This window comes from Psychroserpens ponticola (genome assembly GCF_023556315.2).
Lineage (GTDB): Bacteria > Bacteroidota > Bacteroidia > Flavobacteriales > Flavobacteriaceae > Psychroserpens > Psychroserpens ponticola.
On sequence record NZ_CP116221.1, the window covers coordinates 3272457 to 3289904 of the forward strand.

10 protein-coding genes are annotated in these 17448 nt (G+C 32.7%); all 10 read right to left on the minus strand.

Going from position 1 to position 17448, the window contains the following annotated elements; translation table 11 throughout:
- Positions 1–60: 60 nt before the first annotated feature.
- The 10 genes from MUN68_RS14440 to MUN68_RS14485 all read right to left on the minus strand — a co-directional run bounded on the left by MUN68_RS14440 (position 61) and on the right by MUN68_RS14485 (position 17309).
- Entirely contained in the window at positions 61–522 is a 462-nt protein-coding gene (locus tag MUN68_RS14440) for a hypothetical protein (RefSeq protein ID WP_249993636.1), read from the minus strand.
- Between the two features lie 2 nt (positions 523–524).
- A complete protein-coding gene (locus tag MUN68_RS14445) occupies positions 525–2579 on the minus strand; it encodes a glycoside hydrolase family 97 protein (RefSeq protein WP_249993634.1) in 2055 nt (684 codons plus the stop codon).
- 9 nt (positions 2580–2588) lie between these two features.
- The gene (locus tag MUN68_RS14450; RefSeq protein WP_249993632.1) at positions 2589–4271 is read right to left on the minus strand and encodes an alpha-amylase family glycosyl hydrolase; all 1683 of its coding nucleotides are present in this window, start codon (positions 4269–4271) and stop codon (positions 2589–2591) included.
- A gap of 1 nt (position 4272) precedes the next feature.
- Positions 4273–6153: an alpha-amylase family glycosyl hydrolase gene (locus MUN68_RS14455; protein ID WP_249993629.1), complete on the minus strand. Its 1881-nt coding sequence runs from the start codon at positions 6151–6153 to the stop codon at positions 4273–4275.
- Between the two features lie 5 nt (positions 6154–6158).
- A complete protein-coding gene (locus tag MUN68_RS14460; protein WP_249993627.1) occupies positions 6159–9635 on the minus strand; it encodes a TIM-barrel domain-containing protein in 3477 nt (1158 codons plus the stop codon).
- Between the two features lie 36 nt (positions 9636–9671).
- Entirely contained in the window at positions 9672–11642 is a 1971-nt protein-coding gene (locus tag MUN68_RS14465; protein ID WP_249993625.1) for a glycoside hydrolase family 13 protein, read from the minus strand.
- Positions 11643–11722: 80 nt separating this feature from the next.
- Positions 11723–14029 carry a glycoside hydrolase family 65 protein gene (locus tag MUN68_RS14470; RefSeq protein WP_249993623.1) on the minus strand — a complete coding sequence of 769 codons (2307 nt, stop codon included), beginning with the start codon at positions 14027–14029 and terminating at the stop codon, positions 11723–11725.
- 42 nt (positions 14030–14071) lie between these two features.
- Positions 14072–14740, minus strand: coding sequence for a beta-phosphoglucomutase (gene pgmB / locus MUN68_RS14475; protein WP_249993621.1), 669 nt, complete (start codon positions 14738–14740; stop codon positions 14072–14074).
- 9 nt (positions 14741–14749) lie between these two features.
- On the minus strand, positions 14750–16117 hold the full coding sequence (locus MUN68_RS14480; protein WP_249993619.1) for an MFS transporter: 1368 nt from the start codon (positions 16115–16117) through the stop codon (positions 14750–14752).
- Between the two features lie 127 nt (positions 16118–16244).
- The gene (locus MUN68_RS14485; protein WP_249993617.1) at positions 16245–17309 is read right to left on the minus strand and encodes a LacI family DNA-binding transcriptional regulator; all 1065 of its coding nucleotides are present in this window, start codon (positions 17307–17309) and stop codon (positions 16245–16247) included.
- Between the last annotated feature and the right edge of the window lie 139 nt (positions 17310–17448).

Below are 17448 nucleotides of genomic sequence, written 5' to 3' on the forward strand. Positions count from 1 at the left end.
GACTTTCTTACTGTCAAAATGTTACAAGAAAAAAAATATAAATTGATAAAATTAAAAGTATTAAAATCCTAAGATTCCATAGGTCCAGTTTGAACCGTCACTAATAAATATGAGGGTCTTTGTTCTATTGTTTCCGCCTACTGTTGTATCCATATCTACAGGTCCTGCATAACCTGTACTGCTATCTCCTGCAAAGAATAAAACACCATCAGTAATGACTGCAGGATCTAAAGTTATATCTGCATTATTAGTGTCATGCACATTTCTTATGATGTAGACTCTTCCTGGAATTGGTCTAGGATCTGGCAACTCAAAATCTTGATCATTTGCAGTTGGATTTAAAGAAATATAAACACCATCAGTATCAGAAATTAGTGTAGTTGTAGCTGCTCCTGTTAATGTGACATGTTTAACAGACAGAGTTCCGTTAATATCTAATGTGCTTAGAGGTGATGTTGTTCCTATACCTACTTGAGCAAATGAGTATAAACTACTCAACAAAGCTACTATAATACTCTTCATAATCAATCCTTTTTAATTATACTTATTGCAGTACCACCACCTTCGGCGAGTTCTAAAGTCAATTTGGAGCGACTATTAACGGTTATCGTTTCTATTTTTATATCTAAAGGGTTAGTGTCCCAATGTGCATGTTTTCCATCTTTATAAACTGTAGCAATATAATCCTGATTGTCATCTAAAAAGTCGAGACTAATTTCAAATGTTCTGGCATTTTCATCAGTAATACTTCCTAAAAACCAGTCATCAGTTAGGCGTTCTTTTCTTGCTATAGTCACATAATCACCAACTTCTCCATTGAGCACTTTTGTTTCACTCCAATCAACTCCAACATCTTTTATAAATTTAAGTGGTTCTAGATTGGCTTCATAGTGTTCTATTAAATCTGCAGCCATTTGAATCGGACTATAAATCACAACATATAATGCCAATTGTTGCGCTAAAGTGGTATTGACTTGGTTTTCTTTTTTAAACTCATCGAATTTAATATTGAAAATTCCAGGCGTATAATCTATTGGTCCAGCTAACATTCTGGTAAAAGCTACAATAGGCAAATGTTCTGGTGGATTTCCACCTTTTAAACCCCAAATACTAAATTCTTGACCTCTTAAGCCTTCACGGGAAATTGTATTTGGATAGGTACGTCTTAAACCTGTAGGTTTTATAGGTTCGTGTGCATTTATTGCAATCTGATATTTAGCAGCTTTTTCAACTGTATTGTTATAATGGTTCACCATAAATTGTCCGTGATGGTATTCTCCATTAGGTTTGAGATTCCCGACATAACCTGTTTTCACTGAATGAATCCCAAGGTTTTGCATCAAAGCATAAGCTGTATCTTGCTGTTTGATATAACGTTCAACATCTCCATAGGTTTCATGATGCATGATTAAATTGACTCCTTTTTCTTTACCATAGGTTAGAACTTCCTTTAAATCATAATCTGAATAAGGTGTCACAAAATCAAATCCATCTTCTTCTGAGGCCCAACCTGTATTCCAGCCTTCAACAAGCACACCTTTAATATTATTTTTTGCAGAAAAATCGATATACTTTCTTACGTTTTCTGTTGTTGCACCATGTTTTCCTGATGCCATATCCCAAGATGACTTCCCTAAATGCATTTCCCACCAAACACCAGTATACTTCATAGGTTTAAACCAAGACACATCGCCAATTTTGTTAGGTTCATTTAGATTAACAATTAAATTCGATTCAATTAAATCTGTTGCATTATCTGTAATTTGAATGGTTCTCCAAGGTGTATTAAATGGCAAGTTTCGTTTAACTTTATAGTTGGTGTTTTTTGAACCAACGAGATGACTTTCAAGGCTTAAATTTTTGGTATCTACTTTTAAAGTCATACCTGAATAATTAATTAAAGCTGCTTCATGAAAACTCAAATGAATTCCATCATTCCCAACCATAGTTACTGGTGTATTTACAGCATTATTTGCTATATAAGTTTGTGCAACTGGCTGATTTAAATATTTAAGTGCATCAATTTCTGAAAGTTTTGTTGTACTGTATAAATGTTCGTAAATATCCCAATCTCCAGGAGTCCAAAAGGTTTTATAATCTTCAGTTAAATTGAATTGCGTACGCTCTTCTGTAATAAGGACTTCATCCCAATTTTCTTGTTCTGGAAACTCATATCTAAATCCGATACCATCGTCGTAAACTTTGAATACTATGTTTAGTTTTCGGTTTAATTCTGAAGTTTCCTCAAGCTCTATTTTTAATTCATTGTAGTTGTTTACAACATCTAATTGTTCTCCCCAAGGCATTTGCCAAGTTTCATTAAATGCAACATTATTAGACTTTTTTATGATGAAATTCTTATCGAGAGCAGGTTTATTTTTTAACTCAAACCCTAAATACGACGCATCAATAATCACCTTATCATCTTTGACAACTCGATAAAAAGGCTGGCCATTTTCTGAAAGGTTAAAACTAACTTTAAGAATATTATTAGGCGAACTCACCTTCAAAGCATGTACTTCGGAAGCGTTGCATGACAACACTAAAAAGGCAGATATGACTATTAATATAGCTTTCATTGTTTAACTTTATTTCTTTTCTAATAAAACGATATCGAATTCTGTTTCTAACATGGCTTCTCCATTATTTACAGTCACATCTTGATTAGAGTAGGCATCATGAAGTACCATTCCATCTTTAAAAACCTTTGAAACGTTTAAAATCTTTTTTCCTTTACCTAAATCTAAACCAACTACAACAGAATCTGTATAATCATCTTTTGAATACCCTCTATAAAACACATAAGGTTTCTGTGAGATCATTAGATGTATTCCTGCTCCAATCGAAGGGTGTCTTTCTCTAAACTTACCTAACTTTTGCCAATGACTCAGTACTTTTTTTGTGTTTGAATCTTTAGAAATAGCATCCCAATTCATAAACGAACGCAATGTGGCATCACCAACAGTGCCTTCAATTTTTAAAGAACGAGCAGATTCATCTCCATAATACACTTGTGAGGTTCCTGGTGACAACAATAACTTATTAGCTGTTTCGATTGGTTTTTCTCTATTGGGATCAAACGGGCTTCCATCATCGTGAGAACTTAAATAATTAAGGGTTCCAAATGCTTTTAAATCACCATTTAAAACCTTTGAATATTTATTAAATAAAGCTTCGTAACCCATTTCTTTTGAATTCCATTTAAACTCAAAGTTGATCAAACTTTGAAAACTTGCTGGATCAAAATAATTCACTTTTTTATCACCAAAATCGAATAATTGTCCACCACTTACACCATAATTATAAACTTCACCAACCATATAAAAATCGTTGTTATCAACTACTTTTTCTGGATTATTCTTTTTGAATTTAGCAAATGTAAAATCGCATTCTGTTTTAAATTCTTGCCAAACATATTCTTCTGTATGCTTAACGGTATCTACTCTGTAGCCATCTATGCCAAATTCTGTGATGTAATCTGTAAGCCACTTCATAATATAAAAACGAGGTGCTCTTGGGTGACCTGTACGCTTAAAAAACGCATCTAATTCGGCAACTTCTTGTTCGTAACGACCTTCAGATTTCCATTTTTCAACGAGTTGAGGAGGTAATTCGACATCTTCATTACTTTCAGTTCTAATATCAGGAAGGTTTGCTACAAGTGTACAACTAATAGTATTTTCATAGTTATCGTAAGTACATTGCTTATCAGTTCTCACCCATTCTTCTGGCCAAACTGGATCTTTTTCAGTAACAGGTCCTGTATGATTAATTACAGCATCTAAAACGATACGAATTCCTCGAGCATGCGCTTCTTTAACTAGTTCATGCAAGTCTTTTTTGGTTCCAAAATTTGGATCAATGTTTGTCCAATCTTTAGCCCAATAGCCATGAAAACCGTAAGACACACCAGTACCTTCATCTGTTCCTCCATGAATTTGTTCAACTATTGGAGTCATCCAAATGGCATTGATACCTAAATCTGAAAAATAACCTTCCTTTACTTTTTGAGTAATTCCTTTTATATCTCCACCTTCAAAACCTCTAAGCTTACCAGTTTCTTTAGTTCTATCAAAATTAACATCGTTAGATGTATCTCCATTATTAAACCGATCTGTTAATAAGAAATACAAATTAGCTCCTTCCCAAACAAAAGGGCGTTCAATATGTTCTGAATCTAAATCTTCAGCCTTAGATTGATTATCATTTACATTTGTGTCTTTACAACTCAATGTCAATAAGATTAAAGTTAATACTATTAGCTTCTTCATATTACTTTATTTTTAATATGAATGACTCCAATGGTTTAATATCTACTCTTACTTTAGCTTTTCCATTTTCAACTTTTAAAGTTGATTTATATTCATTAAATAATTGATCGGAAACGGAATACTCACCATCTTTCAATTGTAATTTTGACACAATATCTTCAGGTAATTGCAACTCAAAACCATAAGTGTTTTCAGCATTAAAATTAGAAATCACAATTAATTTTTCATCAGCACTCCAACGCACAAAAGACAATACTTTATCATTATACCATTCTGTGTTTTGTCGATTGTATTGATGAATATCTTGATAGTTTCCAGCTAAGGCAGAACTATTAATCGTAAAGTTCAAGAGACGTTTATAAAAATCTCTGAGTGCTAATTCTTCTTTAGTTGATTGACCACCATCAAAGGCTTTTTCGTTTATCCAACGTACTAAACTTGGCACTGAACCATAATCAAAAATCGATGTTCGAGTAGGATCTCCAAAACCTAAATCTTCAGCTCCATCTTCTCCAAATTCCTGACCGAAATACACCATAGTTGGCGATGAACTAATTGTTGTTGAAACTACCATTGCTGGTTTTCCTTTTTCTGCGCTTCCAGCAAAATCAGAACTTGCGATACGTTGTTCATCATGGTTCTCTAAAAAGTGAAGCATGTGGTGTTCAATATCTTTTAAATCCTCTTGTATAGGTGGAATATTATCCGTTTTCCCATGACCTTGCATCACATGTTTTAGTGTATCATAAAGTTGGACTTTATCATACAGATAATCCATTTTTCCTTTTTTGACATAATCTCTATATAAACTAGGATTATAAACTTCCGCTAATAAAAAAGCATCAGGATTTTTCATTTTAATATGCGAATTCATATAACTCCAAAATTCAACAGGAACCATTTCTGCCATATCATAACGGAAGCCATCAACACCTTTTTCTGTCCAGTACAATGTAATATCTTTGAATTTTTTCCACGAACTAGGAATGGTTTTACCTTTCCAAAATTCGAAATGAGATTTGTAATCTTCATTTTCAGAACCTTCTGGCAGCTCATCAAAGTCTTTTTTACCATCAGGACTAACACCATAATTTACCTTTACCGTTTCGTACCAATCATACATATCTGGTTGTGATGCTCTAGAACCATTACCTGTCCATTTTGCTGGAATTTCTTCAAATTTTCCATCAGCCATTGGATGATTTTCTCCACCTAAAGGTTTGTAATCATTTTTCCAATTGGGCACTATAAAGTCTTCACCTGGATTGTAATAAAAGTTATTATTGACGTCGTAAACCACTGTTTTATCATCTTCTGCTCCAAAATCTGAAGCACCTTCAGGATTGGTTAAGCTTTGATAATTTCTTGCCACGTGATTTGGCACAATATCAATAATCACTTTTAATCCAGCTTTGTGAGAACGTTCTATTAAATCTTCAAATTCTTGCAAACGATTCTCTACATTATTGGCTAAATCTGGATTCACATTGTAATAATCTTTCACAGCATAAGGCGAACCTGCACGACCTTTAACGATATCTGGATCATCATTTGAAATTCCGTATTTTGTATAATCTGTAATGACATCATGATGTGGAACACCAGTATACCAAATATGTGTCACACCTAAATCTTTAATTTCAGTTAGTGCAGTATCAGTAAAGTCGCTGAATTTCCCTACACCATTTTCTTCAAGAGTTCCCCAAGGTTTATTGGTTGTATTTGTGTTTCCAAATAATCTGGTAAAGACTTGATAAATCACTTCTTTTTTCTTCATTTCAACGTTAGGTTTTGTAGGTTCAGGAATTGTTTTTTTTTCGTTTTTGCATCCAAAAAAACAAGTGATAATAAATAATGATATGATTAATTTTATGCTATTCATTTGGATTATTTTTTTAGTTTTATTTTTATTTCTTTTTCTTCGGAAGTATTCCATTTTATAGGAATAGTTAGTGTATTCGCTTCTGATTTCCAGATACTTTTAACTTTTATGTTATTCACTTTTATATGTTTAGGCTTCTCTAAAACATTATGAATCACTAGTTCTATTTCTTTGTCAGATATTGAATAATTAGAACCGGTTTCAGCTTCAAAATTTATATTTAACCAATCCTTTTCAATTGCTGCTTTAAACTCAAGAATTTCATATTGATCTTTTTGAATCGCATCAACAGTTTTACCGTTATCATTATAAAACTCTTGTTTACTTTCAGTAACACTTTTATCAAAATAATAATGTAATTCTAAAGTGTTTCCATCATATTCTCGAGTTGATTGAATAGATTTAGTCATTGGAATAAATGCACCTCCACGAACAAATGTTGGAATGCTATTTTCTTTTAAATCATAAATAGTTACACTTCCAGCCTTATACTTTTTATCCGAATAAAAATCAAACCAATTTGAAGTCTTAGGAAAATAAACCGTCTTCTTTTCTACTTTAGAAATAGTTACTGGAGCGACTAAAAAGTCATTTCCCCAAAGATAAGTTGTGGCATCATCTTTAAGGATCTCTGAATTATCTTCAAAAAATAATGGTCGCATCAAAGGTTTTCCTTCAATATGATTTGTAGCCATTAAATTATAATTGTAAGGCAATAAACTGTAACGTAATTCAATAGCTTGCTTTGCTAAAGCTTTTGCTTTATCGCTTCTAAAAACTGGCTCACTAGCGACTTCTTCTTGAGCGTGAGGTCTAAAAATGGGTTGAAAAACACCATACTGTAACCATCTTACATACAATTCATCATCAAGATTTGCACCTGCAAAACCACCTAAATCACTATGCATATATGCTAAACCTTGCATTCCCATTTGAAGTGCGATTTCGGGTTGCGATTGTAATCCTCCCCAAGTTCTATTGACATCACCAGACCAAGGCACCATTCCAAAGCGTTGAGAACCTGAATAACCAGCTCTCATTAAAATAAACGGACGCCTATTTGGATTAGCTTCTAAACTTGCTTCATACACTAATCTTGCCCAATCATGACCATAAATATTATGCACTTCATCTGCAGTTCCAGTAGCATGAATTAGATCTGAAGGATGCACTTCTGGCTCTCCTAAATCTCCCCAAAACCCGTTAACTCCAAGTTGAGATAAGTCTTTATAAATGTTCTTGAACCATTGTTCACCTTTAGGATTATAAATGTCTATCAAACCTGTATTTCCAAAATAGAAATCGTATTTAAACGGATTTCCAAGTGAATCTTTAGCAAGAATATCTTCATCGACAGCTTCTTGCCAACGGCTAGAAGTCGTTAATATAAAAGGTTCAGTAATTAAAATAGTCTCTACGTTTTTTGAATGCAAATCTTTAATCATTTGCTGTGGATTTGGAAACGAATCTCGATCGAAACTTAGATTTCCCATCGTACCTTTTAACTTTTTCCCAAACCAATATAAATCTAGGATGATTGCATCGACAGGAATTTCTTCTTCTCTAAATTTGTCGATAGTTTCAATCGTTTCTTTTTGAGAATGGTATCCAAAACGACTTGAAAAATTACCTAAAGCCCAACGAGGAAGCATTGGTTGTTTCCCTGTTAAATCTGTATAATTATCAATCATATCATACCAAGATTCTCCAACAACAATCTGATACGTTTTTCGTCCAGAAATGGTTTCGTAAGTCAAAGTGTTATCGCCTTTACTATCTAAATCTAAAAAGCCAATTGGAGCATTATCAAAATGAACCATGTATTTATTTGAAGACATCACAATTGGCAAGGTAAAGTTCATCAATTTAGATTCTGTTTCATAACCATAATGTGCTTTATTATAGAGTTCTAAACGATGTCCACGACGATTCATTCCTAGAGCTCTTGCACCTCCTCCATATAAAACTTCATCTTTGGTAAGATTGAATTGTAAGGTTTCGAACTTATCGTTTTTTTGATATCCATTTCGTTCTGAAATAATTTCTTTATCGTTATACCAATAGGTAATTTGAAATGGTTTTTTTTGAATTTTGACAGTTATACCAGATGTTTTAAATAGTGTCATCGCATCAGTATCCATAAATTCAGGTGAGACAGACATTGGTTTTAAAACAACTGCATGAGATTCTGGTTGTAATGTTTCGCCTTTCGGAATAAAAGTGGTTTCAACAATTTCTGTATTATAAAATTGAAGCAGATATGTTCCGTCAGAAACAAGAACTTCAAGTGTGTTCTCTTTTCGATTTACGCTAATAAATTCTCGTTTCTTAATTTTCTCTGGAAACAACCAAAGCATGGCTTCTTCAAAATTATTTCGCCATAATTCTTCGTTGTGTTTCCCTTCAGGAACAATTTTAGATTGCATGTTTTGAGATGAAAATCCTGTATCTTTTAATAGCGATATCATCGCATTCATATCAGTAACGGTCTGACTGATTTCTTCAAACTTCACATTACCTCCTTCTTTTCCGCCAGCTAAAAAATACATTTTAGTATCTTGAATACTTCCGTTGGCTTTTGTAAATGCGTTAACATCTTCTGAAGCAAACCAAAATGCTGAAGAAAACACACCAACTTTTCCAAAAACATTTGGATATTTTAATGCAGCATAATGAGAAATTAATCCTCCCATGGAGCTACCAATAATTCCTGTATTTTCTTTATTTGTTAATGTTTTATAGTTTGAATCTATATAAGGTTTTAAAGTCTGAACAATAAACTCCATATACGCTTCACCTTCGCCTCCTCCATATTCTGGGTGTGTCCAAGGCGAATATTCGTCAAGTCGTTTGTCTTCACCATTATCTACACCAACAACAATAAAACTCATGTTATTGTCTTTATATAATTTGTTTAAAGTTTCATCCACTGACCATTCTTCGCCATAACTTGAAGTACTTTTATCGAACAGATTTTGACCATCATGCATATAAATTACAGGAAAGGATTGGTTTGCTGAATTGTAATTTGGTGGCAAATACATCCAAATTTTACGTTTTCGATTGAGTTGAGGAATTTCGAAATCTTCAGATAAAATAAAGACATTATCAGCCATTGTAGATTGATCGGCTTCACTTTTATCCCAACTTAAAATTTTAATGTGGACGGTATCATTTTCCTTTTCAAAATTATAAATTCGATTTTCAATTTGATTGCCTTTAGCATCTCGTTCTACGGAATCCCAAGATCCTTGTGTGAACTTGAAATTGATATTATCGTCTTGTTTAGGAAAAGTAATATAAAAAGCCTTCCCTTCTTTTTCTAACTTATATGACTCATTTCCTCCTGACCAATTTTCAAAATCTCCTGAGATATAAATTGATTCTTTAGTATTATCAGGAAATTCATCAACAACAAAAGTCACCTGCGAATAGGCTGTTTGAAACAGGAAAACAATAATTATGTATAGGTGTTTTTTCATTTTTACTTTTAATTTCTGGCTGTTCAGAACTGACAATTATTTGTGTTTTGTAGTTAGAATTACACTTCCTTTTTCATTCAAGGTGATACTATCTTTCCAAATTAATGTGTCTTCTGTAATTATATTTTTTAATGTTTTCCCATTCAAACCAATTTCAGCATATCGCTCTAAATCAAGTGTGATTGGCTTTTCATTTTTATTTAAAATAAGAACAACAGTTTCTTCGTCTAAAGCTCTAGTTAGTATATAAGTGCCTTCAAAAGGTGCAAAATGAATTGTTTTACCTTCATGGATTGCCTTACTTCCTTTTCTGTAATTCAATAGTTTTCTAAGGAAAGACTGCATGTCCTTTTCATCATCTGACAAACCTTCACCTGTAAATGCATTTTTCGAATCACCTTCCCAACCGCCTGGATAATCTGTACGAATTAAACCATGATCACCAGGCTTTTCAAAATCGTTCATTAAGATTTCTGTTCCATAATACATTTGCAAAATTCGCGGCATAGTCGCATAAGTTGCTAAAGCCATTTTTGTGTTTGAAATGTTTCCGTTTAGCTGAGTAAAAATTCGACTCATATCATGATTATCTGGAAACACCATAATGTCTTTCGGACGCACATAATGGAAATCGTTTGCTAAGCCTTCATAGATTTTAACAAGACCTTTATCCCAAGATTCAGCTTCATTTAAGGCTTCAACAACTTTGACTTGCATGGCAAAATCCATAGTTGATCTTAAGTTTGAATCGTATCCATCTTTATTCTTTGCACCATCAAGCCAATAGCCAATTAATAATGGATTATAACTCCATTCTTCACCAACGATACTAAAATTAGGATATTCAGTCATAATTGCTCCAGCCCAATCGCTCATAAATGCTTTATCAGGATAAGGATAGGTATCTTGACGGATTCCATTTAGCTGAGCAGTTTCAATCCACCAAATACTATTTTGAATAATATACTTAGCCATAAACGGATTGCGTTGATTCAAATCTGGCATTGAAGCCACAAACCAACCTTGCGAATTTCCGTCGCTATCATATGTTGACGCATAGACATCTTGATTCGTTGTTCGTCTGTGATTAGAATTTATGGTTGTTTCCCAATTCCAATTTTTAATATTTTTCTCATAATTATCTTGCAGGTTTACCCAGTTTTTAAATGGCAAATCTTTCATCCACCAATGTTCAAGTCCACAGTGATTAGCAACTTGATCCATCACTAATTTCATTCCTCTCTCCTTCAAGTTAGCTGATAAGTCTTGATACTCTTTAAGTGTTCCAAAACGTGGATCAATTTGGTACAAATCTGTAATAGCATACCCATGATACGACCCTTTTTTCATATCGTTAGTTAGCATTGGTTGTGGCCAAACAGCTGTAAACCCTAAATCTTGAATATAATCTAGATGCTGAGTAATGCCTTGAATATCGCCTCCATGTCTAGCATAATCATTTGTTCTGTCAATGGTACGATCAAGCAATTCTGGTTGACCTTCCATAGCTAAAGGAGAATCATTTCCAGTATTTCCGTTAACAAAACGATCAGGAGTAATCAGATATAATGCATCTGTACTGTCAAATCCTATAAAATCTTCAGTTGATTTTTGACGTCTTTGCAATTCGTAAATAGCAATGAGTTGTTCTTCACTATCATTTTTAAAAGTAATATTGAATTGACCTGCTGAAGTGCTTTCGGATATTTTTAAATCTATAAATAAGTAATTGTTACTATTATCACCTTTAGAAACGTTTTCAATTGAAACACCTTTGTAAGAGATGCTTGGTGTAAAATCTCCAATATTAGTATGCTTTACTAAAAGCTGAAGTTGCTCATTTTGAAAGCCAATCCACCAATTTGGAGGCTCTATTCGCTCAATATCATTTTGACTTATGAGTTGTGATTTTAATTTTTCAGTATTAACATCTTCTGATATATTGCCTTTACAAGACATCGTTAAAACAATTGCAAAAACTGAAAGGTAACTAAAAATGTGTTTCATGATTTTTGCTGTTTTAAACTTTTAATTTTTTATAAAACCTACAAGATTTTTGAAACCTTGCAGGTTAAATAGATTGATATTTATACTGTAACCAAATTATTAGGGCTTATAGAAATAGATTTTCCTTTAACTAAAATTTCTATGTCCTGGTTTCCTTCGAGTTCAAATGCTGTTTCATTTTTAGCAACATCGACTTTTAAAATCTGGTTTCTAAAGTTGACTTTAAATGAATATGCTTCCCATTGTTCAGGGATTTTAGGTTCAAAAGACAGTTTATCATTTACGATTCGCATGCCTCCAAAACCTTCAACAATACTCATCCAAGTTCCTGCCATTGATGTAATATGTAAACCTTCTTCTACTTCATGATTATAATCATCCAAATCTAGACGAGACGTTCGTAAATAAAAGGCATATGCCTGTTCCATACGATCTAATTTTGCTGCTTGAATACTATGCACACAAGGAGATAAAGAGCTTTCATGTACTGTATAAGGCTCGTAAAAATCAAAATGGCGTTCTAATTCTTCAGAAGAAAAATGATCTTCAAAAAGGTAGAATCCTTGTAAGATGTCAGCTTGTTTTATATATGGTGAACGTAAGATGCGATCCCAAGACCATTTTTGATTGATTGGTCGTTGAGACTTTGGAAGGTCTGAAACTGTAATTAATTCTTTATCCAAGAAACCATCTTGTTGTAAATAAACATTTTTTTCATCATCAAAAGGGAAATACATCTGATCTGCAACGTCTTTCCATTGTGACAATTCAGATTTAGACAATTTTGCTTTATGCATAATTCGTGTATAATCAGAGTTATACTCCTTTTCAATTTTTTCAATATTACTTAAAGCATAATCAATACACCATTTTGCGATATAATTTGTATACCAGTTATTATTGACATTATTTTCATATTCATTTGGACCTGTAACTCCAAGAATAACATATTTCTTTTTTGCTTCTGAAAAGTTTGCACGTTGATGCCAAAATCTAGCAATTCCGATTAAAACTTCTAAACCTTTTTCTGGTATATAACTGTAATCTCCTGTATAACGATGGTAATTATAAATAGCAAATGCTATGGCACCATTTCGATGAATTTCTTCAAAAGTAATTTCCCATTCGTTATGACACTCTTCACCATTCATAGTCACCATTGGATATAAAGCTGCGCCATTTGAAAATCCTAATTTTTCAGCATTTTCAATTGCTTTTTCTAAATGATGATACCGATATTCTAAAAGGCTTTTAGCAACACTTTGATCTTTGGTAGCCATATAAAACGGAATGCAATAAGCTTCTGTATCCCAATACGTACTACCTCCATATTTCTCACCTGTAAATCCTTTTGGACCAATATTTAATCTAGCATCAGTACCAAGATACGTTTGGTTTAGGTGAAAGATGTTAAATCGAATCCCTTGTTGAGCAGCAACATCTCCTTCAATTGTGATATCTGCCATATCCCAAATTTTTGCCCAAGCTTGTTTCTGTTTCTCTAATAGAGCATCGAAACCTAATTCTGACACTTTATTTAACGTTTTTTTAGCTTCTGAAACCAATTCATTTTTGTCATGATTTCTATCAGAAATATAACCTCCAAATTTTGTAAGCGTTATTGTTTCACCTTTTGACACTTGGTTTTGATAGGTGAATGCAATTTTATCGATAGCGTCATTAACTGTTTTGTCTTGTCTTAAAACAAGTCCATTTAATGACACTTGAGTTTGCATGGATGTACAGACATAAAAGTGTGTTTTCATAGTTTTAGAAACTATAAAGGCTTGTTCATTTTCGTGATTAACACTAAGCACATCCCAAAACTTATCATCCCAGTTAGAATCTTCATTGGTAATTCCATTATCTAAATAAGGAGAAAAATCAATTTGAGTATCATTATTCAAAGGAGTGACGTTATATTCTATTGCACCAATTTCATCGATATTTAAACTTAAGAATCGTTTTGTTTCTACTTTAACTTCAATAAAATTCTGAAGCGTAGCAATAAAACTTCTAGATAGCCAACCTTCTTTCATGTTGAGCTCTCTTCTAAAATTTTCAATTTTATTGCATTTGGCTAAGTCTAATTGCTCGCCATTAATTGAAACATTAATTCCAATCCAATTTGGAGCATTTAAAACTTTAGCAAAATATTCTGGGTAACCATTTTTCCACCAACCAACTCTGGTTTTATCTGGATAGTAAACACCAGCAACATAGCTTCCTTGAAATGTATCACCTGAATAGTGTTCTTCAAAATTAGCACGTTGTCCCATGGCTCCATTACCTAGGCTCATTAAACTTTCTGAAGACTTAACTTGCTTGGCATCAAAGCCTTCTTCTATAATTGACCAGTTATCTGGTTGTATATAATTGTTATTCATTATACTTTATAAATCAGTTATTGATTGATAAATCGTTTTTTATTATTTGTTTATTTCTCCTGAAATAATTTGCTTGATAAATTCTTGTGACATTTCGGTAAAATCTTTAAAAATATAATCAGCTTCGTGTAGCACTGATTTTTCACCAATACCTATAGATATCATATTTGCCATATTTGCTGCTTGAACTCCAGCAACAGAATCTTCAAATACGATACAATCTTCTGGATTTATTCCTAAAAGTTTTGCTCCAATTAAAAACACTTCAGGATCTGGTTTTGCTTTAGACACATCATTACCATCAACAATGGCTTCAAACTTTTCTAAAAGGTGAACCTTTTTTAAAATTGGTGTCGCATTTTTACTTGCCGACCCTAAAGCAATAGCTTGTTTGTTTTGAATAAGAAAATCTAATACTTTAGATACATCTGGAAGTATTTCTGAATCATCCATGTTATCAATATAACTCAGATAATTTTCATTTTTAATAGCCATTAGGTTAGTAAAATCTTCATCTGAAAGGGTTTTATTTCCCCATTCTAATATTTTTTCTAAAGAACGAACTCGGCTTACGCCTTTAAGTTGCTCATTTTGTACTTCGGAAAAATCTACACCTATACTACTCGCTAATTTTTTCCATGCTAAGAAGTGATATTTTGCGGTATCTACGATAACACCATCGAGGTCAAATATGAATCCTTTTTTATTCATTAAGTTCTATTATTCTGATTGATAAGAAATTGCATTTTTATTTGTAATCAGTAAATTACAAAGTCCTGCAATTATTAAACTAATTCCTGCAACAGTCATAGCATTAATGGATTCTTCGCCCAATAAGCCAGACACAAAATTAATACCTCCAAGTGCTGCAATAATTTGAGGTATTACAATAAACATATTGAAGATTCCCATAAACATTCCCATCTTGTTAGGATCTACTGAACTGGACAACATTGCATAAGGCATTGATAAGATACTTCCCCAAGCAAAGCCAATTAAAACAAAGCACCATTTAAGATTTTCTGGTGTCGTAAAATACATTAGAATAAAACCAAGGCCACCAACCATTAATGAAAACATATGTACATACTTTCTATTAATGTTTCTTTTTGAAGTGTACAACACCAACAAAAGAGCAAAAACCATTGATGATAAGCCATAAACTCCCATTGCAGATCCTACTAAATTTGATGATTTTTGAAATGCTGTATTTGCAACATCAAATGCCTGAGCTTGAATAGTATTCGTCATATCAAAAGCTGACTGAACAGGAGCAGGAGTATTAAACACATGCTCAGTTAATGCTGGGTTAGCTAAACTCCACATTGTGAAAAATGCAAACCATGAAAAAAACTGAATGACACCTAATTTTTTCATCGTTAAAGGCATATTACCAATATTATTTAATATGTCTGGAATGAATTGATTTTTCTTGGCTTTCTCACGTTTGAACTCTTCCATATCTTCTGGAGGATATTCTGTAGTGGTAAAAATGGTATATAAAATACTGATTAAAAAGACGAATGCACCTATAGCAAATGCTACTTTTACTGAATCTGGAATAATTCCAGAAGCTGCAGAATCACTAACACCAATTTGAGACACCATCCAAGGTAAATTACTCGCAATCCATGTACCAATACCTATAATTAAAGTTTGAACAACAAAGCCATACGTTCTTTGAGATTCGGTAAGTTTATCAGCAACTAAAGCTCTAAACGGTTCCATAGAGATATTAATTGATGCATCTAAAATCCAAAGAAATCCAGCTGCTATCCATAATGCAGAAGAAAAAGGTACAAAAAACAGAGCTAGTGAACTCAAAATTGCTCCTATTAAAAAATAAGGCCGACGACGTCCTAATCTAGAATGCCAAGTTCGATCACTCATATAACCAATAATTGGCTGAACAAGTAAACCCGTTAAAGGTGCAGCAATCCATAATAATGGAATAGAATGCTCATCAGCTCCTAGCGTTTGAAATATTCGAGACATAAAGCCTCCTTGTAATGCAAAACCGAATTGTATTCCTAGGAAACCGAAACTCATGTTCCAGATTTCCCAAAAACTAAGGGTGCGCTTTTTCATAATAGTATGTTTATATTAATACTATTGACAAGCGATAAAACTTATCAAAACTTAAATGTAGAAGTGAAAATATAAGTTTTGATTATGGCGTAAATATAGTAAAGTTTTTATTTAATTCATTTAAAATCTATTTTTTGGTAGATTCTCTTTCAATCAACTCAGTCTCAATAATAACAGTTTCATAGATTTCTTCTTCCTCTTCTTCACCCTCTTCACCTTCATCCATTTCTAATCTATTGATTAACAAATCGGCAGCTTTCTCACCAATACTTTGTCCATGTTGACTCACCGTTGTTAAACTTGGTGTAGAGTGTTTTGAGAGCACTCCATCAGTAAAACTAACCACTTGTAGCGATTCTGGAATTTTTAACCCAAGTTTTCTTGCAACTTTCATCGCAGTAACAGCATATAATTCATTTACTGCAAAAACTCCATCAATATTTTTATTCAATTTAAAAAGTTCTTCAATTTCTTTTTCAAGTGCCTCTAGTTGATTTTCAGATAATAACTTATCATCTACTTTTAAAATCAAAGAAGACTTGGGATGCATTTTATTATCTTCAAGAGCTTCAATATATCCTTGAGTTCTTAATTTACCTACACTTACATAATCTTTAGTTGTAATAATAGCGATGTTTTCACAACCACATGAGATTAGTTTTTCAATGGCCAGTTTTGCGCCTTTAACATCATCAACAATGACTTTATCACAAGGAATTTCATTGACTACGCGATCAAACATTACGATAGGCATCCCTTGATTAATCGTTTCTATAAAATGGTGGTAATCTTGATGTTGCAATGTCTCTTTAGCAATGGAAAGTATAAAACCATCTATACTACCATTTGCAAGCATTTGCATATTAATTACTTCCTTATCAAAAGACTCATTAGAAAGACCAACAATTACATTATAACCACGTTTGTTTGCCACCAACTCAATACCAGTAATGACTTTCGAAAAAAAGTGATGAACAATTTCAGGTATTATAATTCCGATAGTTTTTGTTTTCCTATTTTTCAGACTCAATGCAATGTTATTAGGTCTATAGTTATACAGTTTTGCAAATGCTTGAACTTTTTGTCTTGTATCTTCACTTATTTCTATACTATTTCTAAGCGCTTTAGAGACTGTAGATATGGAAACATCTAATTCTTTAGCAATTTGTTTTAGTGTTACTTTTCTTTTCATGAAAGAGGAATATAATTTTGAATGTTAAAAAAATAGGCTGCGGCGTACTTTTCTTAATATGGCAATAAAGATATTATTTAATTATAAATTCAATAATAATAAGCTATAATTTATTGATTTCTGTTAATTTAAAAAAAGT